The sequence below is a fragment of the Spirosoma sp. SC4-14 genome (assembly GCF_037201965.1).
GTDB lineage: Bacteria > Bacteroidota > Bacteroidia > Cytophagales > Spirosomataceae > Spirosoma.
The window spans coordinates 7,261,262-7,286,752 of the sequence record NZ_CP147518.1; the positions used below are offsets into that span (position 1 = coordinate 7,261,262).

The following is a 25,491-nucleotide window of genomic DNA, read 5'->3' on the forward strand; positions in this document are numbered from 1 at the left end:
CTGCCTGTAGTTTGGCGACCACAAAGGTGACACGGCTACTAGTCTTTTTCAATTCCCCAACACGCTCTAAACTAGTCACTTTTACCATTCAAAAATATACCTATAATAAACCACGGATACAAAAAATACAATTGTAAGCCTAAAGCAAAAGGTAATGCAAAAGCTAATAGTAAATATTTTTTATGCTGAATGGCAGAACGAATATAAATATTTTTTATTACATAAATAAAAATGCATCCAAAAAACAAACCACCATCTACCAACAAATCTATAAACCCTCCCAATCCGCTAGAATCCCAAAGTTCTACTTCTGGAAAAATCCCCCTATAAGCAGGAAAGTTTCTAACTAATGGATAATTGCCCATGCCAATGCCAAATAAATAATTACTCTTAACTATATTAGGTATTATAAATAGACCGGCAATCCTGCCCATAACATAATTAGTATCATTCTGCTTATACTGCAAATTAGTGGACACATTAGCAATTTCATATAAATAGCCCTGAACTACTATACTTACTATATACATAAAAGTAAAAGTAAATATTATTATTGCGATCGGCTTGTAAAATTTAGGTATTTTCACTTTTTCATATAAAATAAAAATAGCAAACAACAATATATACAGGATACCTGCTTTTGACTGAGAAAGTATAATAACAATAAATAAAATGAATATTTTTAGCAGTTTATATTTTCCCCCAAAAAGATATACTAGAGACATAATAAAAGCATAACATAAACCTAAAGGTCCACCTTCGACATAGAAACCTCTTAACCTATATGTGCCGTAATAGAACAAAGATTCTGAGATGGAATAAAATCCTAAATAAATTAATACAAATTCTATAATAAAAATTATAGCAAACAATAGAGTATAGTCAAGTATTTTATATATGTATATATATTTTTTTTTGAAAAGAATATGATAAGAAAATAAAGAAAATCCTATACACGATAAATATTCAACATAACGAGATAATGAAATAATATAAGGCATTTTCAAAAAACTATAAATACTAGATAAAGGGCCTATTTTTAATAATGAAGTTATCAATAAAGAGAAAATTAAAAAAAGAGAAAAAAAATACAATAGTGTTGAAATTTTATTAAAGTATTTATTAATATACAATACAAAAAACAAAAACATTAACAACTCAGATACCTTTATTTCAAAAATTTTTAAGTCAGCAAATAAAATACAGAAAGCAACAATAAAATACTTCACCTCTTCGTTTAGAGGTCGAACTCTGATTAGTATTGGGTTCAGATTAATTGTCATAATAGCTTCATGAATAGCTAACAATCTTATATACGCTACTATATGATCAATAAAATAATGCTTTTCAAAGCACTATTTTATAACCAAAGTTCTTTAGTAAAAAAAATGCACACAGAAGTGTATTTATTAAAGGTAAAATTTCTCATATTTAAACTTACCGTTTTCCTAATAAAATACCCCATATAGTTTTAGCATTATTAAGCTGTCCATATCTTACTCTTCGAACTATTGTTAATAATAGCCCTATTCTAACAGTCAATTTCGGTAAAAATCCATAGTATTTATCTGTATAAATTAATTTATTTCGTATATAATAATACTCTGCCATTATGTTTCTGTTCTGGCTATTCCTAGAAGTCGCACCTATTGTAGCACCTTCTTTATGGTATATAGCTACTCTGTCTGTATAATCAATAGTATACCCCTTCAACCTTCCACGTGTAGCCCAATCTATTTCTTCATAATAAAGAAAATAGTCTTCTGAAAGCAACCCAACCGTATTAATATAATCTATCGATACGAGCATACATGCTCCAGAAACATAATCAATCTTCATGTTCGGCAAATTTAGCCGATCGAATTTACCGTTATATAATTGTAATGATACTCCTAAGTATTTGTTATATATTCCTCCGCCTAAACATTGAACTGTATTTGAATGGCCATAATATAGTAATTTAGCACCCACAATACCTACCTTATTATTGCTATTAACTGCAATATGATATTCTATTAATCTGCTTAAAGAATTAGGAGTAATTATAATATCATTATTTAATAACCACATATATTCAGCATCTTTCCTTAATAAAGCATATTTTATCCCTAAATTATTACCTGCGCTAAAACCACCATTACTATTTGATTTAATAATCGTAATCTTACAATTATTAACATCACCAGTGCCATTAACGTCATCTTCGGATAAATAACAGTACGGCACTGGCTTGGGAATTATGGTCTTAGGAACATCGTTTAAGATAAAATCTTCCATATATGGGTTAATATCACCTTCTAAATATTTAATAATATTATTAACTGAATTATCTAAAGAATTATTATCAACTATAATAATAGAATAATTCTTATAGTCAAGATGTAAGATTGATTCTATACAAGCGATAGTATCACGCCATCCATTGTAATTTAGTACTATGATGTATGTCTTAGGCATTTTTTGTAAGCTCTAATTTACCTAAATCATTAAAAAACGCATCCCTAATGGCTTTTACATACAAAATTATTCTAGGAAATTTTTCATCCTCTAGGAAAAATATTTTCACTAAGTCTCTTAAGACATCTTTATAAAAATACATTCGTATGGTAATTGGCAAAAAACGATATTTCTTAAGCACGTAAAAACAATTTCTAGTTTTATAGTATACTCTCAAAGGCGAATGTGAAGTCCATTTTACTTTAATCGGGCCTAGATTAATTTCTTTTATCTCTCCTAGTTTATGCTGAAGACACACTTCATTTAGCTCAATAATTGCATAACCGTTCATAATAAGTCTAAAGCAAAATTCATGATCTACATAATCAATGAACAACTCATCTAAAAATGGTCCATTTTTTTTGTAAGCACTTAAATTTAATAAATTACCTGAAGTAATTGTAAAATAGACAGACCTATTAGGTTTATAAAAAAATCTAGGGTCAGATTGAGCTGCTACAATGCCTATTTTTTTTTTTGTTTCCATTATATACTGTAGCATCTTTTTCACTCCATCTTCAGGCATTTGAGTGTCATCATCCATAGTCAACAAAAATTGGTAACCACCATCAATAGCTAATTGAGCTGCACGATTTAAGGCCGCTGCAACTCCTTTATTACCTTCATTATTATAATAACTCACACTAGCATAGGAGCTGAGTATTCTTATTAAATTTTCATTATGAATTTCCGAATTATCAATGACATATATACGTTCTACCTGATTTATATAAGAAGATATATTTTCTACTATATCTTCTTCAGGATTATACATTACTACAGCAGCAGCCACTTTATTAGATAACATCATCATTAAAACCATCTATATTATTTTCGTATGGCAACTCCTAAGTATTGGCTTACAAGAAACTCTTCTAATAAGTTAAATGTAAGAAAATTAAATATTTCAACTTTTTTACTAAATCTATATTTAGAGAATCTAGTAATAGGCAATACATCCTTTACCAGAAAAATCGAATTATGAAATAAATCTGATACATTTTTACGGCAAAAAAAGCGAAGGTGTGTTTTGTCCATAATTCCCCCAGAAGGATCATAAGCAAATGTACCTTTAAATACTATATTAAACAAAGCTCTATAATTTCGAATATTTGGCACGCTAATAATAAAGCTCCCTCCCTGTTTTAAATAATTTGATAATTTTTCTACTGCAAGCCAAGGGTCTACTAAATGTTCTAGCACATCCCCACAAATAATTACATCAAAGTATCCATTTAAAAACGGCAAATCGTCTTTTTCAATATCTGCAATTAAAAACTGATCAATTTGACTATTGGTTTGATTCGTATTATTAAGGGAAAACAAATCGACACCTATAACTTCAATTGCTAGCTGTCTTTCCTTTATAGCAACTAAAGTATCCCCTCCCCCTGCCCCGATCTCCAATACACGTTGCTGAGAGTTATTCGGCAGCAAGGATATCAAATCTTCTCTCACATTAATATAGTAATTTTCTTCTTTTCCAATGTAGTACTGCATATTCTAATTAATCAAGTTAAAATGTTTAAGTCATTACTTTTTTTAACCACGGCAATATAAAGTGATACAGTAATAAAAAACTGGGTACTAATCATATTAATTGCCGCACCATCTATGCCTAAATATTTAATTATTATAACGCCTTGTAGTAAATTAAATATAGCTGTATAATTAAATATTTTAGCATAAATATTTTTTAAATTATAGGCTAATAAGATTAGATAAGCAGGAATATTAAGACTTACTATTAAGGGTATAATACTCATTATTTTCAACAAATGGATAGTTGAATATTCTGGAGCGCCTGCAATCAGATTAATTATTCTTTCCGCATATACGTATATCAATACAGAAGAAACGCCTATCAAAATAATAAATGGGAAGCAAGTAAAGAATAAGAAGATTTTTAAATTAAGAAAGCCTTTTCTAGCTAACCTGCATGCATTTGGATAAATAGCCTGTGAGAAAACTCCTAAAATAGTCCAAATTCCAAATATTATTTTTTCAGCTATGCTATAATACCCTAAGGCTTTATTTGAAACAAAAAGACCTAATATAATAATTGTAGTACTATTTACAATTGAGATAGATAGGTTCGGCAAAAAGAAATCAAACCCTTCATGTAATTGATCAAATATATTTTTTTTAGAAGGCCATTTAAAATCCAGATAGAATTTATTATAAGCTAGTGAAATGCTAAACATACCTGTGGCTATTGTGGTAATACCGAATATGCCTATTATATATATATAATCATCAGGCTTTTTTATTAATATATATATTAATAACAATTGTAATATTTTCCCAACTGCATTTGGGTAACTTACGTATTTCATTTTTTCAACACCTTGAAAAAACCACGTTGGCAATAACATATTCCCTAATACATAACTACCGCCGATTATATATAGAATAAAATTCTCCTGTAGTTTATTTATAGTAATACAACATATTAACAAAAATAAATAGCTTGCAATAAAAAGCAGCAGCTTAGTTACCATAACTTCAGAAAAAACCTTAGAAAGAATAACCTTATTATCATGATTAATAGCTATTATTTTAGTAGCTGATAAGCTAAAACCATAATCAACAAATAATATAATATATGAATATATTGACAATGCATAAGACACAATACCATATTTTTCTAATCCCACTTTTTGTAAAATATATGGTATTATGATAATAGGGATAAGTATGTTTGTTGCTTGGATAAATATTAAGGACAGAAAATTATCAATTATCTTATTATTTTGGAGTGATATCCAAGTAATTTTAGATAGTTTACTATAGACAAAATTGCTCATATCTCCTACCTTATTTATTAAGATATATGTACTTATAGATTCAAACGGCTTTGTTGCATGGCTCCTAAAAGGCGGATTTGGACCTAAAACTGTTCTGAGTAGCTCCCTCTCTCAGGTTACACAAATATACTATTTTCACTTTTTTGAATCCTTGTGTCCTTTTATAGGTATGGTGTGAGGCTCAGATAACATGGTCTTACGGTCCAATCAGGAGCCATGCAACAAAGCCGATTCAAACCATCAGCTCTCCTTCCAACATCATTTTTGCAACACCCTCCATATTATACTTTGCTTTCCATCCCAGTTTATCAAAGGCTTTTATTGGGTTAGCATGCCCTTCTGCAATATCTGTAGGTCTATATAAATTAGTATCTGATCGAACATTATATTCCCAATCTAATTCCAATATCTCAAAAATTGTTTTTATAAAATCCCGCAATTTATTGGTATGCCCGGTTGCAATTACATAATCATCAGCCATACTTTGTTGTAACATTAACCACATTGCCTCTACATAATCTGGCGCCCACCCCCAATCCCGAGCAATCTCAATATTACCTAATATTAGCTTTTCATTACTTCCCTTTGCTATCCGCTTAGCAGCAGACACTATCTTTTGAGTTACAAAACGCTCAGGGCGTAACGGTGATTCATGGTTGAATAAAATTCCAGTGCTTGCATGTAGTTGATAAGCTTCCCGATAATTAGCTACTTGCCAGAAAGCGGCAGCTTTGGCAACTCCATAAGGACTTCGCGGACGAAATGGTGTCGTTTCATCTGCAGCCATGTTCCCTGTGTCGCCAAAACATTCGCTCGAACCAGCATTATAAAATCGAATAGGATCGCCCGTAAACCGTATTGCTTCCAGTAAATTTAAGGTACCAACACTAATACTTTCTAAGGTTTCAACAGGTTGCTCAAATGATAACCCGACAGAGCTTTGCCCAGCCAAATTATAAACCTCATCAGGCTTTGTGCGTTGAAGAGTCTGTAAAACAGATCGAAAATCATTTATACTTATTGATACGGTTTCAACATCTTGCTTAATATTTAAGCGGCCTAAGTTTCTAAATGACGACATTTGCGCGTCCCTCGACCCTCCAAACACTTTATACCCTTTTTCAAGTAAAAGTTTTGCCAAATAGGCGCCATCCTGACCAGATACGCCACATATTAATGCTGTTTTCACAATCCTTTCGATGTATTATAAAGCAGGCGAACTATTTGGAACCCTAATCCTAAAAAGGCACCTACAAAAGTAAAGCCTATTACTATCAAACTCCTTTTAGGAGCACTCTTTCTTAAGGGCACTTGGGCTGGTTCTAGCACCTTAAATATAGGAAGCTCTTCTGCGACTTTAACCTTTGCCTGTTCAAACTGCTTTGACAAATCGTTAAAAACATTTTGGGCAAGTAAAAAGTCAGCTTGTAGACGCTGTTCTTCTATTTTAGCAGTATTTAGATAAAGATTGTTATTTCGATCTTTATAGCTAGATAAAGCATATTCAGAAGCCTGATAGCGCTCTTTAGCCTCTCTTACCTGCTGATCCAAAAAAGCAACTTGTTTGCGCGCTTTCTCTGTTCTATAATTAGATACATAATCCGTTAAGTATTCTAACGAATGTTGAGCCACAGTAGCAGCAACGATAGCATCAGGAAAAGTTGCAGAAACTGTAATTATGCCTGTTTTCGTGTCATAATCTGCTGCTATTGCCCTATCGAGATAATCAATAAGAGATTCTTGGCCTTTAGTTATTTGCAAGAGCTTATTACTATAACGATCAAGTTTAACACTATCGTCATTTTCTGAATCCATTCCACTCCACAGAACATTTTCATTGCTCTTCTCTATAAATTCTCGTAAAGACGTTTCTTTAGATAAAAGATTAGAATATACAGGGGTCTTTAAAATTTTAAGCCCAAACGGTACACTACGCAATATGTCTGGGTATATATCTGGCCGTATGGCATCAACGCTCCCTCCGGATATTCCCCCTATATCGATACCTGCCAAACCTGCCAATGACCCTAGCCCATTTAAACTGCCAGTTCCTTTCGACTGGATTTCCGGCATTACAGTGACTTTGGAAGTATACAGGTCTGGTTTACTAAATGAATATAAAGCGCCAGCCAATAACCCAAATAGTGTTCCTATTATTACTCGGCGTCGGCTAGTTTTTAAAAACTTTATAATATCACTCAGCCGAATTTCAATTTCGTCTTCATCAATAGATTTCTTTCTCTTAACCTCAGTAACTGACATATTTATTTAGAAAGTCGTTAACGAAGTAGAACATTAATTAAGGCAATGGACACTGTCGCTAGTAGAGAGAAAATCCCAATTCGTTCGCCCGAGGTTAAACGGTTAGTGTCTAGTGGTTTAAATGGCACAACCACTGTTGAACCAGGCTCAACCTCTGGCCTTGAATTAAAAAATAAAAACTTATGGGTTCGGTCCTTTTTTCCATTTGAATAGACCACATAAGCTTTGCTTTTTCTAGCATTATCGGTGAATCCGCCCGCTTCACTGATGTAATCCCCAAATTTATATTCAGACTTAAAACTTACCGACGAAGGATTCAGTACTGCACCCTGGATGGTCACAATTTCTGATCGACGTGGGATAAAGAGTGTATCTCCATCCTGAAGCAGGAGATTTTCTTCCGAACCCGGATCATCCAGAATATTTCGCAAATCATTACCGATAATCTGCCCTTTCCGCTTCAGTTGCGACCCGGCAATATACGCTTCCGGTCTAAGCCCACCCGCTCGTTTGATGATATCACTGATTCGCTCTTCACGGCTGAAAATAGAGTAATTACCCGGATGCATGATCTCACCAGCTACATTTATCTGCTTCTGGGCTTCATAGTTTGCCGATGTACGAACATAAACAATATCAAATGGTTGCAATTGGAAACCAGGCGTATTGCCTTCCATTGGCGCAATTTGCAGATTTCTGTCAACTGAAAACCGGTAAATTTCCAGCATCGTGGTACGAATTCCAGCCGAATCCTGCCGAATACGACGGGCCACTTCGATCAGGCTGGGTTTAGCACCTTCCTGAAAGCCGCCAGCCTGAGCAATCAAATCGGCAACGCTCATGTTGTTTACGAAGTCGATTGTGTCAGGTTTATTAATAGCCCCTTCAATCGTTACATAATAAGGTTCCCGCAAATCCTGAATAGATAATACGGTCAAACTATCCTGTTGCTGAAGCGGAATATCAGCGATTTCACCGCGCAACAGTTTCCCTAAATCGAACGACAAATTCTCCCGATCCATATCGGCCCGTTCACGGATGATGGTCGCCCGGTTGGTAAACGCATCTTTCCGCAACCCTTCTGCACGGCTAACCAATTGCTTAACGGTCTCCAGCCCCGGTTCAAGTGCATAATCGCCAGGGCGCATTACGGCTCCCGCTATCTGAACACGGTTTTCGTACCGCTCCAGAATCTTACCCACAAAATACTTATCTCCTCCCTGGGGCACAAAGTTCGCGATCTGTTCTTCTGTTATTGTCACAATTCGTCGTTCGCGAGCCGTATTTCGCCGAAGTGTAATAGAGGCCCGGTAAGCATCATCAGCAAAACCACCAGCAAAGCTAAGCAATGTTTTAAGGGTTTCACCAGGCAATGTTTCAAAGATGGCTGGCCGACGAACCTGACCCGTCAATTCAACTCGGGTCTGATAATCAGCAACCCGGATTACGTCCTGATCTCTCAGAATAATATTGTCGCGCTGGTCGGCGCGCAAAATAAAATCATACAGGTCGATTGTACGTATAACGCGATTACCCCGAATAATATTGATTTTACGAAATGAACCGGTTTCTGGATTTGGCCCACCAGCCAGATACAATGCATTAAAAGCTGTACCTAATGACGATATGGTATAAGTTCCTGGACGAACAACTTCTCCCACTAATGTTACCCGAATGCTCCGAATGTTGCTTAAAGTAATATTCGCGGTTGTACCACTCCCTGCCTGACCAAGTCCCTGGTAGCCTCCTTGCCGTAAGCGAGCAATAATGCGCTGTTCGGCCTGGTCGATAGTAAGCCCTGCAACAAAGATGGGAGGTAAGTTAGGCACTTTAACGGTTCCTTCGGGACTTACTTTTAAATTAAAATCTCCCGTAGAGGCTCCTGCTATATCGATTCTGATTTCGTCGTCGGGCCCAACAATATAACTGCGGGGAGTAGCGATACGCAAATTTGGTTCAAATGACAGATTGACATTCTCAAACAACGATGCGCCAAAAACCTTTAGTTTTTTGCTGGTGTCTTTATCCGTTTCGGTTAACGCCAGTGAATCTAGTCGTCGCGACAGATCGTCGGGGAGGGTTCGGCCAACTCCCATGATCTGGGTCTGATTTTGGGGCAACGAAGTTAGTGTACGGATCTGATTGATCCGTTTTCGCATTTTGGCGATATCGTCGAGTGTATATCCCTGCGACATGGCTGCCTGCTCAATCTGGGCTTCGGTTAAACCACTAGCCTGGGCACGCCGATAAAAATTCTGGACGTCTTCATCACTTAACTGATCTACTCGGGAACGAGGAGCCTGGGCAATAGTCTGCTGCATCCCTGTCAGTAGCAATAGTACTAAACCTATATAAACTGGTCGTATACGATGAGTAAAACGTGACAATTTGTCGGTGGTAAGCATGAACAGTGGCTGTTGGGCCAATATTTGATCCGCAAAAGTAATAGATTATCCTTAAATCCCTGTTCCCATATAATAAGGAGTGTCTGTCGATCTGATGCTTACCTTGTAGTCCCATTGTAATGCACTAAATTTGTAGAAAAAAAGTGGCTGGTAGTTAGTATCTATCCCTGATTTATATTGTTCTACTAATTACTAAACCGAAATCGCTACTTATTCCAGAATATATGATTAATCTGATAGCTAAGTTTTTCGGCACCAAATCGCAGCGTGACATTAAGGAATTGTTTCCTTACGTTGAGAAGGTAAATACCGAGTTTGCGCGGTTAAAAGACCTTTCAAACGATGAGTTACGGCGCATATCGGCCGAACTAAAAGCTCAGATCGCCACCGAGCTTGGCGATATTGACAACCAGCTGGCCGAACTTAATGAGGCAGCCAACCATCCCGACGTGGATGTTAATGAGAAAGAGCGACTCTTCAATCAGATCGATAAACTCGAAGCTGACCGTAATACAGAGCTAGAACGAGTATTGCTCGATATTCTTCCTCAGGCCTTTGCCGTGGTGAAAGAAACGGCTCGCCGGTTCTCTGAAAATGAACAACTTACGGTTACCGCTTCGGACTTCGACCGGGAAATTGCCTCTCGAAAGAAAAATGTGGTGATCGATGGCGATTTGGCCCATTGGGCCAACCGCTGGGACGCTGCCGGTACGCCCATTAAATGGGATATGGTCCATTATGATGTACAAATTATTGGTGGTGTTGTCTTACACCAGGGTAAGATTGCCGAGATGGCCACCGGTGAAGGTAAAACGCTGGTAGCAACATTCCCGGCGTTTCTGAATGGTTTGGCAGGGCGGGGCGTACATATTGTAACTGTTAACGACTATCTGGCTAAACGTGACTCCGAGTGGATGGCTCCGCTTTTTGAGTTCCATGGCCTTCGGGTCGATTGTATCGATAAACATCAGCCCAACTCGCCAGCCCGTAAACAGGCTTATCTGGCCGATATTACTTATGGCACCAACAATGAATTTGGCTTCGACTACCTGCGCGATAACATGGCTCGCGAAACGGGCGAGCTGGTGCAACGAAAGCACCACTATGCAATGGTCGATGAAGTTGACTCGGTGCTGATCGATGATGCCCGAACGCCATTGATCATCAGCGGACCAGTACCGCGTGGCGATGAACAGGATTATATTGAACTGAAACCGCGCGTGGCCCGTGTGGTTGAGGCCCAGCGTAAACTGGTCTATGACTATCTGAACGACGCCAAGAAAAAAATAGCTGCTGGCGACGAAAAAGAGGGAGGCCTGTCGTTGTTCCGGGCTTATCGTGGTTTACCCAAACATAAGCCCCTGATTAAGTTTCTGAGCGAAACCGGTAACAAAGCACTGCTCCAGAAAACCGAATCTATTTATCTGGCCGAAAACCAGAAATTGATGCCTGAGGCCGATGCACCCTTGTATTTTACGATCGATGAGCGGCACAATGGTATTGACCTTACCGAAAAAGGTATCGATTTTATTACCGGATCAGGTGAAGACCCTAATTTCTTTATCCTGCCAGACTTGTCGATAGACCTTAATGCGATTGATAAAGATGGTAGTTTATCGGAACAGGAGAAAATTCTGCATAAAGAAGCCGTCGTTCGCGACTATGCCGTAAAAACACAACGGATCAATACGGTTAACCAGCTTCTGAAAGCGTATTGTTTGTTCGAAAAGGATACCGAATATGTTATCATGGACGGTAAGGTTAAAATCGTGGATGAACAAACCGGCCGGATCATGGAAGGACGTCGCTGGTCAGACGGGTTACACCAGGCTGTAGAGGCTAAAGAAAACGTGAAGGTCGAAGATGCAACCCAAACCTACGCGACCGTTACGCTTCAGAATTACTTCCGGATGTATCATAAGCGGGCTGGTATGACCGGTACAGCCGAAACCGAAGCCTCTGAATTCTGGCAGATCTACAAAATGGATGTGGTTGTTATTCCAACCAATCGGAAGATCAGCCGTATGGATCAGGAAGATAAAGTGTACCGGTCGGTTCGGGAAAAATATAATGCCGTCGTTGACGAAATAACGAGCCTGGTCGAAAAAGGCAGACCAGTGCTAGTGGGTACAACCTCTGTGGAAAACTCCGAGTTGCTGAGCCGCCTGCTCACACTCCGGAAGATTCAGCACCAGGTCCTGAACGCGAAATATCACCAGCGCGAAGCCGAAATTGTTGCCTCGGCAGGTTTGCCAGGTACGGTTACGATTGCGACGAACATGGCAGGGCGGGGTACGGATATTAAACTGACACCCGAATCGCGGGAAGCAGGTGGCCTGGCCATCATTGGTACCGAACGCCACGAATCGCGCCGGGTCGACCGGCAGTTGCGCGGTCGTTCGGGACGCCAGGGCGATCCGGGTACGTCGCAGTTTTTCGTTTCGCTCGAAGATAGTCTGATGCGTTTGTTTGGTTCCGAGCGCATTGCGAAAGTAATGGATCGTATGGGCCTGGAAGAAGGCGAAGTGATTCAGCACTCGATGATTACGAAATCGATCGAACGCGCTCAGAAGAAAGTTGAAGAAAACAACTTCGGCATTCGGAAACGACTGCTCGAATACGATGATGTGATGAACTATCAGCGGGAGGCTATTTACAAACGTCGTCGGAATGCTCTCTTTGGCGACCGGCTCCCGCTCGACATTGCCAACACCATGTTTGATGTTGTTGAAGAAATTGTCAATAACGCAGAGGGTAATTACGAAGAGGTGAAACTTCAGTTGCTGACAACGCTCGGATTTGTACCTTCCTTATCGGCTGAAGAGTTTGGACGGTTGAAGCTCGTTGATCAGACACATCGGCTCTACGAAGAGGTTGAAGCGAACTATCAGGCAAAAAATCAGGCCATAGCCGGAAAAGCATTGCCTGTGTTGCAGCAAGTACTGACCGAACAGGGGCATCAGATCAAAAATATTGTTGTGCCCTTTACGGATGGTATCCATGAACTAACTGTTGTGAGTGATCTGCGGAAAGCTGTTGAAACGGGTGGGCGCGATCTGGTAACGGAAATGGAAAAAGCCGTTACACTCTCGGTGATTGACCAGGAGTGGAAAGAGCACCTTCGCGAAATGGACGATTTGAAACAGTCGGTTCAGAATGCGGTATTTGAGCAGAAAGATCCGTTGCTGGTTTATAAGTTTGAATCCGTCGAGCTGTTCAAACGTTTCCTCAGCAAAGTTAATTTCGACACGATCAGCTTCCTTTCTAAAGCAGATATTCCAGCTCAGGAAGCCGAAGAAGTACAGCAGGAGATTCGTCAGGCACCCGCTCAGCGTCGGCCAGAGCCTCAACCGAAGCTTCATACCAATATGGAAGACTTCGAAGACGATCATCTTGCCACGGGCCCCGAAGAATATGCCCGCCGAATGGCCGAAAACAATGCAATGGGAGCTGGCGCGCCCCCTATGCCTCCGCGTCAGCCGGTACGGGTAGCTAAACTTGACCGCAATGCCCGCGTTAACGTACAATATGCCGATGGCTCTGTGAAACGCGATGTGAAGTATAAGACCGTTGAAAACGATTTGGCAAGCGGTAAGGCAATGCTAATCGAATAATCGGTTTACTAAGGTTGATAAAAAGCCTCCCGGATTGTATATTCGGGAGGCTTTTTTGTATTTGTTGAAACGCGAATGGGAGCTCATAATTCCTCTCTGACACTTGCAGATTGCCGTCTGTATAACGCCTGTCAATGAGTCCTTCTGATGAATAAATTAGTATGCTGGCTGCTGATTGGACTTGTCTCGTTCCAGTCTATAGCGCCCCCACTTAAATTAACTCCCGAAACGATCCCTTTCACCCCAAAAGAGTTTTACATTGCCATTGTTACCGACCAGCGTGCGTCTAAAGGCCCGGTTGCCCAGTTAGCCCTAAAACCGAATCAAGCTGTTCAGCCTGTCGATCTGGAAAATGGAATAGCAAGTAGTTTCAGGCAGTTTATCGACAAAAGCTTAAAACAAAACCATTCACTTCGTCCACTAGCGCTTCGTGTGCGCGAATGTCAGATTCATGAAACGGCCGTGGGCAATCGGGTTAATGGGCAGTTCACATTTTCTGTCGCATTCGAACTGTTGGGCAAAGATGATGCAGGAAACGAAACCAGCACGCGTTTAACTGAATACCGGGGTAGTGCCAAATATACTCGCCCCCTGGGCCAGACGGCCGTTGTTGAAACAACCATCCGGCAGGCGCTTGTGGCCTCGCTGCGAAGTCTGAACGACTACATGAATCGGGAGTCAGGGCAAAATGAGAAACTTGCTAAAAGCCTCACTGTGACGTTTACCGATGATACGCGCATTACGGATGACGACACGGTGAACTACAATACTGACCGCAAGCTCACCTGGAACGATTTTCGGGCTGTGCCCCGCCAGGGAAGCCATTATGCTGCCGAAGTGTTTACCAGCTTTGCTTATGAAGGGAAAAGCAGTGTTAAAAATGGCGTTATCAATATTAATCTTCTTGTAAAAACCTATATGCTGAAAAACTCGTCGTGGGGACGTTCGGAAGCTCGTACGGCGTATTCTCTTAATCATGAACAACGCCATTTCGATATTACAAAAATTATTGCCGAACGCTTCAAACGGAAAATTCATCCCGACAGCTTAACCTTGGAAGATTACAATAGCATTATTCAGTATCAATTTATTGAATCATACCGCGAGATGCACCGGATGCAGGAACAGTATGATGGCGAAACCAATCATGGCATCAATCAGGACGTTCAGGAGCGATGGAATCAGAAGATTGATGCAGAATTGCGTAGTTTTGGGATAAAAAAATAATTGTTAGTCTCTGTCCGATCGGCTAATGCTGCGGTGTATTTCATGAAAAAAACGCGCATTTTACACATCAGCACCGCCCATCCAGCCCAAGACCCACGAATTGCTCAAAAAGTTATTCCTAGCTTATCCTTCCAGTATGAGTTACTAGCCGCCTTGCCCCACGTGCCAACTGGTAAGCAAAATAACGTTCAGTACTTATGGTTACCCAAATTCAAAAAGCTACTGCTCCGGATTTTATTCTGTCAGCCACTTGTACTCTGGTATGCTCTGCGTTACCAACCCAGGTTGCTACACTTGTATAATCCGGAACTACTCCCTTTAGCCCGACTGATTCAGCTATTATTGGATATCCCTGTTATCTATGAAGTTCATGAGAATTTTCACAAAAAGATAGCCGGAAAAGCGGCTAATCAGGGAGCCTGGGCCATAAAGCCCTTCCAGTGGGCCGATAAAATGGCGCGCCGTCGATTCTACCTGATTTTTACGGAACATGGTTATTTAGATACCTATACAGGCTTAGCTAAGCCTTATGCTGTCATTTATAACTTCCCGGTATTATCGTTTCTGAATCCATTTCGGCGGGCCTATGCACCAAACCAAATCGAACCAGAATTCTTCTATATTGGTTTAATAAGCTTCGAGCGGGCATTCGATACGCTGGTTTCGGCGTTGGCGCTGTTGAAAAACCGCTACCCAAACTTTACGGTGCATTTGTTTGGCGATTGCAGAATTTCAAAAACGGAGCTGAACGCTCTGCCCGGTTATTCATCAATCGAGAAGAATCTTCGTTTTTATGGGTATACCGATCAGCAACTGGCCTTACCCTACATAACGAATGCAACCGTAGGTCTGGCATTGCTCAAGCCCGTTGGTGATTATATGGACTCCTACACTACCAAGATGTTTGAGTACATGGCATTGGGGATACCTGTTCTAACATCCGATTTTCCGTTATACAGGGAAGTGGTAGAGCGGCATCGCTGCGGTTTATGCGTCTCTCCGCTTAATCCGATTCAGGTAGCCAATGCGCTCGTATATTTGGTTGAGCATCCAGAACAGGCAAAAGTAATGGGCGAACGGGGCTATCAGGCCGTACAAACAGATTATTGCTGGCAAAGCGAATCTGAAAAGTTATTGAACTTTTATACCTGCGTTCTTGGTAAAGAAATAGAATGAGTAATTTGGTTTAAAATATAATCTTATCAATACTTTACGGTATTGTTCTAATGCACAATACCATACTTTCCCGGAAGGGTTTAACTTTCGGCGTTAATTCAGGTGATGCCTGTCTTAGCTTTACTTTTTTGACCTGATGTACATCCATGCAGTAAGTCACTACCTCCCAACAGAGGTGGTTGGTAATGAACACTTTACAAGGCTAAACGGCCTTTCCAGCGACTGGATAATTGAACGAACTGGCATTCAGGAGCGACGGAAAGCCGCTCCCGGCGAGAATACAAATACAATGACAGTCGACGTGATCCGGCGGTTGATGCCCAAAGCAGACCTGTCGACTGTTGATCTGATTGTTGGGGCCACTTATACGCCTTACGATACGATTGTATCGCTGGCCCATGAAGCGCAGCATCTTCTCCAGATACCGGATATTCCGGTAGTGTCTGTTTCAACAGCCTGCTCATCGCTGCTGAATGCGATAGAAGTGGTTGAAGGCTATTTTGCCCTCAATAAAGCCACGCGAGCACTGGTCATTGTGTCGGAACACAACACCGCCTACAATAATGAACTGGATACCGTATCGGGCCACCTCTGGGGCGATGGTGCAGCAGCGTTGCTGATTACGAAGGAGCGCCAAAGCGAAAACGACTTTACCATAAAAGCCTTATTGACCGGTGGAGCAGCGCACACCCCTAAAGCCACAACGGGAGTGATGATGAAACCGCTCGACGGTGGCGTTACGATGCCTTTTGGCCGGGATGTGTTCATCAATGCCTGCCAGTATATGCCTAAAGCTATTCAGCAGGTTCTCGATAAAACCGGACTTACGCTTGCTGATGTCGATTATGTGTTGCCTCACCAGGCAAACCTGCGCATCTCCCGAAATGTGATGAAAACGCTGGAGCTGCCGGAAGAGAAGTTAATTTCGAATATTCAACGCTACGGCAATACGGGTTGTGCCGGTTGTGCCATTGCACTCTCCGAACGCTGGGATACATTCCAGAAAGGTCAGCGTATTGCTGTTACGGTTTTTGGCGGAGGCTATTCCTACGGGGCTATGCTAATCGAGGTATAGAAAAAGGCATTGGGGTAATTAAGGCTGTTGAGCCATAGTACCCCAATGCCCGTATTTGTTTTTTTCGTTACTGAGCTTCGGCTCGCCACACGTTGTTCTTTTCGTTGATATCCGGCAGTTTCTCATCCGGGTCCAGCACAACCGTTTTCAAGGGCGATGTTGAGTTGTATTTGAATGTCCATGTACCGCCCCGCTGCCAAACCTCAACAGGCAGATTCACCCGACCTTTTTTACCATTGCTTTCTGTTACTTCAATTGTGGCAGGCATCGCAAACTTGTCGAGGTTTTCAATGGTAATCAGCGAACCCTTTTCGGCCGATCCATCTACGTATTTTACTTCTTTCACAGCCTGATCAAGTTTCCAGGTTTCATAGAAGTAACCACGCCAGAACCAGCCTAAATCCTCACCGGCTCCATCTTCAATGCTCCTGAAAAAATCATAAGGAGTAGGGTGTTTGAATGCCCATCGGCTAACGTAGTTTTTGAAAGCGAAGTCGAATCGTTCAGGGCCTAACACTACCTCACGAAGCAGTTTCAACCCCATTCCGGGCTTATAGTAAGCCAGAATTCCCAGTACTCGTGCCTGCTGCACATCAGGAATGGTCATGATAGGCTCAGTTGGGTAGAACAGTGCAGGAGCAATGTCGTGCATGGTGCCCCGCTCCCGATCATACTCACCCTTGTTGAAATTGGCCGTCGAGAGCGTATTAATGAAGGTATTGAACCCCTCATCCATCCAGGGAAATTTCCGCTCATTATTGCCCACAATCATCGGGAACCAGTTATGACCAAACTCGTGGTCGGTTACGCCCCACAATCCATCCTTACGGCCTTTATGATCGCAGAAGATAATTCCAGGGTACTCCATTCCGCCCACAATGCCGGCCACATTGGTAGCAACCGGATAACTGTACTCGTAGAGGTATTTGGAGTAAAATTCAATAGCACCCTTCACATACTCAGTTGAACGCCCCCAGGCATCATTTCCTGCACTTTCGGCCGGATAGACCGACTGTGCCAGAGCAGATTTGCCACTAGGCAGATCCATTTTAGCCGCATCCCAAACAAACGCTTTCGACGATGCCCAGGCTACATCACGTGTATTTACACAACGAAACTTCCAGGTCAGTGTGCCCGATTTTTTCGGGCGGCTGTTTGGATTTGTTACTTCGTCTTTAGTCCGAATCATTACGGTTTGATCGCTCTGGCGGGCCTGCGCTAATCGCTTGATCTGATCGGCCGTCAGTACATCGTTTGGGTTCAGAAGTTCTCCCGACCCCACCACAATATGATCCCAGGGTACGGTAACGTTGTAGTCGATGTCGCCATAATCGAGGTAGAACTCACCCGCCCCCAGATACGGCAATACGTTCCAGCCTTCAATGTCATCGAAAACGCACATGCGAGGATACCACTGTGCAATTTCGTAGATGATTCCATCTTTACGTTTCAGTTGTCCCATACGGTCAGAACCGTATTCGGGAATCTTGAACGAGTAGGCTACTTTCACTTTCACCACCTCACCGTTAGGCTTTACGGGTTCGGCCAGGCGGATCTGCATACGGGTATCCGTAATCACATAAGGCGCACCTGCAAACTTGTTATGCCCCTGCTCAACGGTCACGCTCGAAATGGTAAGTCCTCCGGCAAATCCCATATTTCCAAAACGACCTCCCGAAACAGGTGTTGTTTTGGCGGCCCGCGATGTATCACTAAAGGCGTTCTGATCGAGTTGCAGCCACAGATAAGACAGCGCTTCGGGTGAGTTGTTTTTGTAAGTGATGGTAACTTCACCCGTAATGGTGTTCTGCTGATCGTCCAGCGTAACGTTTATCTGGTAATCGGACCGGTTTTGCCAGTAACGAGGGCCAGGAGCACCACTCCCGGCCCGATAATCGTTGCCGGGTTGCATATTGAACAACGGATGAAATAATTCAAGAGGGTCGTATTTCGATCCGGGCGTAGACGTCGACGACGGAGCATTCTGAGCGTACGAAATCAAACTTAACGCCCAAAGCCCCGCCCCTAGAGCAATTTTTCTCATGAAGCAATAAATAACAGATTTTCTACAAATAACGAAATAAAGCGATAAAACTGGATAGTTGTTTGACGCAGTCTTAGATTGGCAACTGCAAATCAAGTCTGTGATGTGCCAGCAGAAAGAGAAATAAGCCTACCCACAAAATATCGACAAAATGCCAATAAAGTGTAATAAGTTTGATTTTAAGCTGGTTTGGTGGATTTACACTATACACGAACGAGTCGACATACATGCGTCTCCGTAAGGCTTCGATCAGGGCGATTACCAGGAAAATTAATCCAATTAAAATATGAAGCAGGTGAATACCCGAAATAATGTAAACAAAGCTCCCCGCGGGATTGCTTTTGAGGCCAACACCTGCCAGAATCATCTGCCGCCACCCCCAACCCTGTAGCAGAATAAACAATGTGCCGAGCACCAGAGTAGAGGCCATGTTGATGCGGTAGCTACTAAAACGCTCATGCCGAAATGCCAGATTAGCATTATGAAGTGTGAAGCTGCTTAACACAATAACAACGGTGCTGATCAGAAACACATTCGGTAGCTTTACATCAACCCAACCGGGGCCCGTACGGCGAATGATATAGGTTACCAACAATATCGTAAATAACATTACGCTACTGGCAATACCCAACCAAACCATAAAGCGAAACGGTTCGCGCCGTCTCGTAATGAAGTTACTCATCTAACCTTTTTTCAACCAGACGTTTAGCCACCTGATCAGCTAATTGATTTTGAGAGCGTTTTAAACCTGTTGCGGGTTAGGCCGGAAACGAAAAACGGTGCCCAAGCTCTCCCTGCCAAACGCTGTATTGATCAAATTGGTTTAAGAGCACCGGCGGAGCATTAAAAATTCCGTAGATCGTTGATCCTGAACCACTCATACTGGCATACACCGCCCCCAGATCATATAATTGTTGCTTAAGTTGCCCTAACAGGGGGTAGTTCGGAAACAGGCTATCTTCAAAATCGTTATGCACGGTATGGCGCCATTCGTCAAGTGACTGTTGCAGATGTACCCGCAACGGTAGTTGAGGCAGTTGGGGTCGCACTTTTGCGTAGGCTTCGGCAGTAGATATAGCCAGGTTCGGATAAACCAGAACGATGTAGTACCCGCGCAGATCAAGGTCTATTTCCTCAAATACATCGCCTTTTTCGAGGCAATACATTGGCCGGTTCTGAACGAAAAAAGCACAGTCGCTACCTAATCGCCGGGCATATCCTTCCAGCTTGTGGGTAGGTAACCCCAGCGTAAAATAGGCATCCAGTAACCTTAGCGTAAAGGCAGCATCGGCCGAGCCTCCGCCCAAGCCTGCCCCAATCGGAACAATTTTATGCAGATGAATATGAACCGGCGGCAAATCGAAATCGGTCTTTAGCAACTCATAAGCCCGTACACACAGATTCGTATGGGTCTCGCCAGGAATCAATAACCCACTGCTACTAAAAATGAAATCAGTTGCCGGAACAACTTCCAGCATATCGGTCCATGAGACCGGATAAAAACACGATTGCAGATTATGAAAGCCATCGGGCCGCTTCTCGGTAATGAAAAGGCCCAGATTAATTTTTGCGTTAGGAAAAGCAAGCATGTACCCAAATGATCACCGACAGTGCGCAGCCGCCGTACTAATAAATGATATGAATGTAAGGCTACGGCCCCATTATTCATAATTTCACCGCCGGGCGGTTCATTATTTTATAGCAATTACTTTAAATTCGGTTCGGCGATTGCGCTGATGTTCGGCTTCGGTACAGATAACTCCATCAGTACAATTATTCACCAATTGCGTTTCGCCCATGCCAATAGCCACCATTCGCTTGCGACTTATCCCTTTCGAATTCAGATAATTGGCCACCGCTTTCGCCCGTTCTGTCGATAGTATTTTGTTATGGGTGGCATCGCCCCGGCTATCGGTATGCGATCGGATTTCTATGACTAATGATGGATATTTCCGCATTGTGGCTACCAGCCGGTCCAGTTCCCGGGATGCATCAGGACGCAGGCTATAACGATCCAGATCATAGTAAATATTATCGATCGTAATCACGTCGCCAACGCTCAGCATTCGCAGATCGGCCGATAACTCTTTCGGCTTTTCTTTTTTGGGAAGTCGCTTAATTCGGTTTGTGTTCGTACCAAATTCAGGTTTTGAGGCCACCAACGTATAGTCGCACCCTGGATCGAGATCGAAACTATAGCGACCATCGGGGCCGGTTACGTACTCCCGTTGCGACCGGTTGCATTCGTTCCGAAGCCTAACCGTAACGCCTTCGATTGGCTTCCCATCCCGTTCGCTTTTAACAATTCCACGAATGCGCGAGCGGGTCAGCGCTGTGGCAGGAGCCGGTCTTTCTGGAATTGTATCCATAATGACTGTGGGCTTCATCATCGATATTTCGAGCCGGGAAGGCTGGTCGTCGGTTAGTGCGCGGGTCGTAAAACCAACGGTGCTGTTGATATAGCCATCGCGGCTGGCCTGAAATGTGAAGGCGTTGTTGGCTTCCAGACATATCCTGACCAGGCCATTCTGATCGGTTGTGATGGTCTGATCGGGGCGACCTTCTGCTTTTGACTTAACCACTATATCGACACTGTCCAAGGGCATATCTGTACTGGAATCGTACAGACGAATCGTTAGATCACGGCATCCATACAGGGAACTTTCACGAATAAATCGATAAATATCGTCGCTGCCATCCTGCCGGTTACTACTAAAATAGCCTGCACGTCGGCTGGCGTCCGTAATCAGCCCGAAGTCATCTTCCCTAGAGTTGATTGGTGCATCCAGGTGCTCAATAGAACGAGCTGTCAGCCCATTCGAGAGTGGTGCGTAGAAAATATCCAGTCCTCCCAAACCACCCCGCCCATCGGACGAAAAATAGAGATTGTTGGCATCGTCGATAAAGGGGAACAGTTCATTTCCCTTTGTGTTGACGGTAGGCCCCAGGTTTACCGGACGGCCCCATTGACCATTCAGATAACGACTAACATAAATATCGGTCCCGCCGAGCCCTCCGGGCATATCGGATACAAAATAGAGCAACTGCTCGTCGCGACTTAAGGATGGATGCCCAACGGAGTATTCATCACTATTGAAAGGTAATTCTTCAACATCGCCCCATGTGCCATTATCCTGCCGTGCTGTATAGATCTTGAGTTTGTTAATACCCTCTGCGCTTTTCTTGGATTTGCCTTCATTATAATTATTTCGTGTGAAGAAAATCCGGTTGCCATCGTGCGAAAACGTGGCGGGCCCTTCGTGGTATTTTGTATTAAGCGCTTTGCTAAATCGCTGGGTTGCACCGGCAGGTTTAGCCTCATAGCCTAAGCCTTCGGTAATAGCTATGCCCTCATAAAAACCCGGAACCGTTCGGGAATCATTAGCCGTTGGGCGTGTATATTCATCGCTGCCTAAGCGTCTTTCTGTTTTGATGTGTTCGTTTGCTGGTTTGCTGATGCTACCATCGGCATTGATAATGCTGCTCACCTTCAGGTTGTTCCGATTAGGCACATAAAATAAGTCGAGATAACCTGCCCCTCCGCCATTGCCTGTTGCCTCAATAGCCGATCCACCTTTTTTACCGGCTACATACACAAGTCCTTCTTTATAAAAAGCGGGACTAAACTCTTCGCCTTTGGAGTTCAAAGACAGGTATTCGAGCCGGTAGCGGATGGTTTCTTTCCGGTTCCCTAATGCCGGAGTATTATCGTCGGGAACAGCTATGGGTGTGCTCGCTACAGCCTTGTCGCGTACTTGAAGATACCGCTCATACTGTTTCTGAGCTTCCTGAAACTTGCCATTTCCAGCCAGTGTCTGTGCAAACAGCAAGGCCTGTTGGGGGTCTTCGTCGGGGTTGTTTACCAATGCCTCCCGATAATAGCGTTCTGCTTTTACCCCATCGCCCACCGAACGATAGGCCTGCGCGAGTTGCCGTTGTACCGCTGCCTTCTGTATGGCCGTAAGCTGATCGCCCTGCTCGTCCAGAATTTGTAAGTAAGCATCAATTGCCCGGCCATACGCCTTATAATTCAGCAGGCGATCGGCCTGCCGCAATAGCGAATCGGCCTGAGCACAAACTATTGTCGAACAGTTCGTCCACAGCAATACGCCCAAAATCAGCTTTAACCAATGTGTCTTCATCAGTACTTTTTCTAAGTCCGGTTTTCCGGTTACTTATTTATAAATTGGCAAACACCCCTGCCTTACTTCGTATCGGCAACTTACCGCGCCAGTGTCAGAAACCGGACGAATTCGCGGCCATCACTTAGCTTAATCTGATAATAGTAGGTACCATCAGGTAAACCTTGCATAGCTGTAGTGGTTTTAATTCCCTGATTGGCAGTCCCATCCCAATCGTTTTTGTAGTTGTTATTTCGGTAAACAACGCTCCCCCAACGGTTATATATTTCCAATTGAATGGTTACACCAGCTGGTAGCCGTTGTACAACAAAATAATCGTTAATACCATCGCCGTTTGGCGAGAATCCTTCCGGAATAAACACGGTAGTGGCTTCCTCTTCAGGCTGTAAGGAATGTAGGGTTATGCTCGTTGGCTCATTGTTATCCGTAGGATCGCCGTTCTGGTCAGGATCAGTGCTGATTCCATTGGTGGATATATCCCGGCAAATGCGCCCATTCGTGTCCAGTGCGTTTACGGCTGCTCTATTGGCAAATGTCAGCGTTGTGGCCTGACTTACATCCATGCGAACTGTAAGCCAGACGTGCGCTTCTGCGCCAGCAGGTAACTGGTTATTTACGGCAAGCAATGTTGTATCGGCACCCTGTCCCGTATAGGCTTCATTAATAGTCAGTCCGTTATCGGCTCTTGCCGAAACGGCGTATAATCTGGCTCCTGTAGCCGTAAAAACAGCATCCAGATTATCAGAGATCTGGAGTTTGGTAAGCGCATGTTTGCCAAGGTTTACAACCGTTAGCAGGTATGTTAGCTCTACCAGTTTTGTTGTTCCTTCTATTAACCACACAGGTTTACTCACTTTCTTACTCAATCCTACCACTTCCTGCGTAAGGGCTGGTGCCCCTATTGTCAATTGTGTTGATGTACCCACACAAGGCCCACTGGCATCGGGGTCCGAAACGGTTAGCGTAAATGTAGTGGACCCACGCTGACGATCCGTTTCCGATAACAGGTAGCGCGTATTAAGTCCATCATCAGTAAACAACCCTCCTCCGCTACTCGACCAACTGGCCGATTCTGCCGAACCGCCCAGTTTTCCCCGTAAATACACAACGCCTTTTGTCCAGTTTAGCGTATCTAACCGAATAGCAACCGTAGCCGGATCGCTTATGCACGGAGTTATCGCATTCTGGCATGGGCCAATACGCACCGTAACGGATACTGGCTCCGTGTAACAGCCAGTGCTGCTACGTCCAAAAATATAATAGACTCCTGCTTTGACGGCCCCCGGCGACTGAACAATTGGCGAATCGAAAGAGGCTCCGGTTCTAAATGAATAATACAATCCATGACTATTTCCCTGAATTGCCGTGGATAAGTCGGCCGTTTGAAAGGGACATTTGTTGATAAGGCTGGTTGTAGCCAGCAGCTTTTGGTCAGACGCCCGAACAATAATCGGAATGCTTGCCGAACTATCGCTCCGACAGGAACCGATCTGGCAAACTGCCCGATAACTCATTGTTTGATTCGGACTCACCGAATGGACTATGCCTTCGTTTCCATCCGACCAGCGAACTGTTCCAATACAGTTGGAAGCCGTTAATCGAACCGACTGCCCCACACAAATTTCTGTTTTATCGGCAACCAAAACGGGTATTGCTGGTGAGGCTACCTGAACCAGAGCCCCTGTCGATGGGTTACTGACACACTGGTTTTGTTGGCAGGTAGCCGTAAATACCGACGTTTGGGTAAGGTTTCCGGTCCAGACTAGCCCAGTTGTCTGATCGGGCCATCGTACTGTGCCACTGCAATTTGTTGCCGTTAGCTGAACAGCATCGCCTGCGCAAATAAGTGCCGATGAAGCCGTGATAGCAGGTGAATCGGGCGTATGGACCGTTATTTTCCAGACATCGGCAAAACAACTGATGCAGCCTTGCCGGGCCCGGCAAATGGCCGTATATTTTGTGGTTTGCTGCGGCCGAACATCAATACTGTTTCCGGTAGCACCATTGGACCATACTACCGTGCCAACACAACCGGTTGCGGTTAAGGTAACAACGTCATTACGGCAAATTTCTTTGGCCGTTCCTGCAATAACTGGCGGTTCAGGATGCTGACACGTATCGGCAGAAATGGTTGCGCTGGCAATAGCATTCATGGATGCTACTATCACTAATAGCATCCATAAATTATTCCGTATTAATTTACTTAGTAGCCGTTTTGCCATACGCTTGCATGATTACTCGTT

General features: G+C 42.9%; 17 protein-coding genes. 4 read left to right on the forward strand and 13 right to left on the reverse strand.

From position 1 onward, the window contains the following. Positions 1–71 precede the first annotated feature (71 nt). The 8 genes from WBJ53_RS29985 to WBJ53_RS30020 form a co-directional block, all read right to left on the reverse strand. Complete coding sequence (locus tag WBJ53_RS29985; protein WP_338873221.1) at positions 72–1,283, reverse strand: hypothetical protein; 1,212 nt, start codon at positions 1,281–1,283, stop codon at positions 72–74. Positions 1,284–1,437: 154 nt separating this feature from the next. After that, positions 1,438–2,457 carry a glycosyltransferase family 2 protein gene (locus WBJ53_RS29990; RefSeq protein WP_338873223.1) on the reverse strand — a complete coding sequence of 340 codons (1,020 nt, stop codon included), beginning with the start codon at positions 2,455–2,457 and terminating at the stop codon, positions 1,438–1,440. Then, positions 2,450–3,310, reverse strand: a complete 861-nt coding sequence (locus WBJ53_RS29995) for a glycosyltransferase (RefSeq protein ID WP_338873225.1) — start codon at positions 3,308–3,310, stop codon at positions 2,450–2,452. The genes WBJ53_RS29990 and WBJ53_RS29995 overlap by 8 nt, the downstream gene beginning before the upstream one ends. A 14-nt stretch (positions 3,311–3,324) precedes the next feature. Further along, positions 3,325–3,996: a class I SAM-dependent methyltransferase gene (locus WBJ53_RS30000; protein WP_338873227.1), complete on the reverse strand. Its 672-nt coding sequence runs from the start codon at positions 3,994–3,996 to the stop codon at positions 3,325–3,327. An 11-nt stretch (positions 3,997–4,007) separates the two neighbouring features. After that, entirely contained in the window at positions 4,008–5,303 is a 1,296-nt protein-coding gene (locus tag WBJ53_RS30005) for an oligosaccharide flippase family protein (RefSeq protein WP_338873228.1), read from the reverse strand. 232 nt (positions 5,304–5,535) lie between these two features. Next, positions 5,536–6,492 carry a GDP-mannose 4,6-dehydratase gene (locus tag WBJ53_RS30010; protein ID WP_338873230.1) on the reverse strand — a complete coding sequence of 319 codons (957 nt, stop codon included), beginning with the start codon at positions 6,490–6,492 and terminating at the stop codon, positions 5,536–5,538. Next, positions 6,489–7,565: a GNVR domain-containing protein gene (locus tag WBJ53_RS30015; protein WP_338873232.1), complete on the reverse strand. Its 1,077-nt coding sequence runs from the start codon at positions 7,563–7,565 to the stop codon at positions 6,489–6,491. Before WBJ53_RS30015 ends, WBJ53_RS30010 begins: the two co-directional genes overlap by 4 nt. A 17-nt stretch (positions 7,566–7,582) precedes the next feature. Beyond that, positions 7,583–9,970: an SLBB domain-containing protein gene (locus WBJ53_RS30020; RefSeq protein ID WP_338873234.1), complete on the reverse strand. Its 2,388-nt coding sequence runs from the start codon at positions 9,968–9,970 to the stop codon at positions 7,583–7,585. A 224-nt stretch (positions 9,971–10,194) separates the two neighbouring features. Between WBJ53_RS30020 and secA the strand changes: the two genes are divergently transcribed. The 4 genes from secA (at position 10,195) to WBJ53_RS30040 (ending at position 17,062) form a co-directional block, all read left to right on the forward strand. Next, the gene (secA, locus tag WBJ53_RS30025; RefSeq protein WP_338873236.1) at positions 10,195–13,584 is read left to right on the forward strand and encodes a preprotein translocase subunit SecA; all 3,390 of its coding nucleotides are present in this window, start codon (positions 10,195–10,197) and stop codon (positions 13,582–13,584) included. Between the two features lie 147 nt (positions 13,585–13,731). Beyond that, entirely contained in the window at positions 13,732–14,811 is a 1,080-nt protein-coding gene (locus tag WBJ53_RS30030; RefSeq protein WP_338873238.1) for a hypothetical protein, read from the forward strand. Positions 14,812–14,853: 42 nt separating this feature from the next. Then, positions 14,854–15,987 carry a glycosyltransferase gene (locus WBJ53_RS30035; protein WP_338873240.1) on the forward strand — a complete coding sequence of 378 codons (1,134 nt, stop codon included), beginning with the start codon at positions 14,854–14,856 and terminating at the stop codon, positions 15,985–15,987. 136 nt (positions 15,988–16,123) lie between these two features. Next, the gene (locus tag WBJ53_RS30040; protein ID WP_338873242.1) at positions 16,124–17,062 is read left to right on the forward strand and encodes a ketoacyl-ACP synthase III; all 939 of its coding nucleotides are present in this window, start codon (positions 16,124–16,126) and stop codon (positions 17,060–17,062) included. Between the two features lie 67 nt (positions 17,063–17,129). Here WBJ53_RS30040 and WBJ53_RS30045 read toward each other — a convergent pair whose 3' ends face one another. From WBJ53_RS30045 to WBJ53_RS30065, 5 genes are all read right to left on the reverse strand, one after another. Continuing rightward, a complete protein-coding gene (locus WBJ53_RS30045; RefSeq protein ID WP_338873244.1) occupies positions 17,130–19,106 on the reverse strand; it encodes a M1 family metallopeptidase in 1,977 nt (658 codons plus the stop codon). A gap of 73 nt (positions 19,107–19,179) precedes the next feature. Further along, complete coding sequence (locus WBJ53_RS30050; protein WP_338873246.1) at positions 19,180–19,788, reverse strand: heme-copper oxidase subunit III; 609 nt, start codon at positions 19,786–19,788, stop codon at positions 19,180–19,182. A gap of 76 nt (positions 19,789–19,864) precedes the next feature. After that, positions 19,865–20,695: a 4-(cytidine 5'-diphospho)-2-C-methyl-D-erythritol kinase gene (gene ispE / locus WBJ53_RS30055; protein ID WP_338873248.1), complete on the reverse strand. Its 831-nt coding sequence runs from the start codon at positions 20,693–20,695 to the stop codon at positions 19,865–19,867. Between the two features lie 102 nt (positions 20,696–20,797). Beyond that, a complete protein-coding gene (locus tag WBJ53_RS30060; protein WP_338873250.1) occupies positions 20,798–23,248 on the reverse strand; it encodes a carboxypeptidase regulatory-like domain-containing protein in 2,451 nt (816 codons plus the stop codon). Between the two features lie 80 nt (positions 23,249–23,328). Beyond that, a complete protein-coding gene (locus WBJ53_RS30065) occupies positions 23,329–25,401 on the reverse strand; it encodes a gliding motility-associated C-terminal domain-containing protein (RefSeq protein WP_338873252.1) in 2,073 nt (690 codons plus the stop codon). Between the last annotated feature and the right edge of the window lie 90 nt (positions 25,402–25,491).

What these genes read in the sequence shown, in the direction of transcription:
- WBJ53_RS30060 (WP_338873250.1), bottom strand. Translation starts at nt 23,248, where the DNA reads ATGAAGACACATTGGTTAAAGCTGATTTTGGGCGTATTGCTGTGGACG.
- secA (WP_338873236.1), top strand. Translation starts at nt 10,195, where the DNA reads ATGATTAATCTGATAGCTAAGTTTTTCGGCACCAAATCGCAGCGTGAC.
- WBJ53_RS30045 (WP_338873244.1), bottom strand. Translation starts at nt 19,106, where the DNA reads ATGAGAAAAATTGCTCTAGGGGCGGGGCTTTGGGCGTTAAGTTTGATT.
- WBJ53_RS30035 (WP_338873240.1), top strand. Translation starts at nt 14,854, where the DNA reads ATGAAAAAAACGCGCATTTTACACATCAGCACCGCCCATCCAGCCCAA.
- WBJ53_RS29995 (WP_338873225.1), bottom strand. Translation starts at nt 3,310, where the DNA reads ATGATGATGTTATCTAATAAAGTGGCTGCTGCTGTAGTAATGTATAAT.
- WBJ53_RS30005 (WP_338873228.1), bottom strand. Translation starts at nt 5,303, where the DNA reads ATGAGCAATTTTGTCTATAGTAAACTATCTAAAATTACTTGGATATCA.
- WBJ53_RS30050 (WP_338873246.1), bottom strand. Translation starts at nt 19,788, where the DNA reads ATGAGTAACTTCATTACGAGACGGCGCGAACCGTTTCGCTTTATGGTT.
- WBJ53_RS29990 (WP_338873223.1), bottom strand. Translation starts at nt 2,457, where the DNA reads ATGCCTAAGACATACATCATAGTACTAAATTACAATGGATGGCGTGAT.
- WBJ53_RS30040 (WP_338873242.1), top strand. Translation starts at nt 16,124, where the DNA reads ATGTACATCCATGCAGTAAGTCACTACCTCCCAACAGAGGTGGTTGGT.
- ispE (WP_338873248.1), bottom strand. Translation starts at nt 20,695, where the DNA reads ATGCTTGCTTTTCCTAACGCAAAAATTAATCTGGGCCTTTTCATTACC.
- WBJ53_RS30065 (WP_338873252.1), bottom strand. Translation starts at nt 25,401, where the DNA reads ATGAATGCTATTGCCAGCGCAACCATTTCTGCCGATACGTGTCAGCAT.
- WBJ53_RS30000 (WP_338873227.1), bottom strand. Translation starts at nt 3,996, where the DNA reads ATGCAGTACTACATTGGAAAAGAAGAAAATTACTATATTAATGTGAGA.
- WBJ53_RS29985 (WP_338873221.1), bottom strand. Translation starts at nt 1,283, where the DNA reads ATGACAATTAATCTGAACCCAATACTAATCAGAGTTCGACCTCTAAAC.
- WBJ53_RS30030 (WP_338873238.1), top strand. Translation starts at nt 13,732, where the DNA reads ATGAATAAATTAGTATGCTGGCTGCTGATTGGACTTGTCTCGTTCCAG.
- WBJ53_RS30015 (WP_338873232.1), bottom strand. Translation starts at nt 7,565, where the DNA reads ATGTCAGTTACTGAGGTTAAGAGAAAGAAATCTATTGATGAAGACGAA.
- WBJ53_RS30020 (WP_338873234.1), bottom strand. Translation starts at nt 9,970, where the DNA reads ATGCTTACCACCGACAAATTGTCACGTTTTACTCATCGTATACGACCA.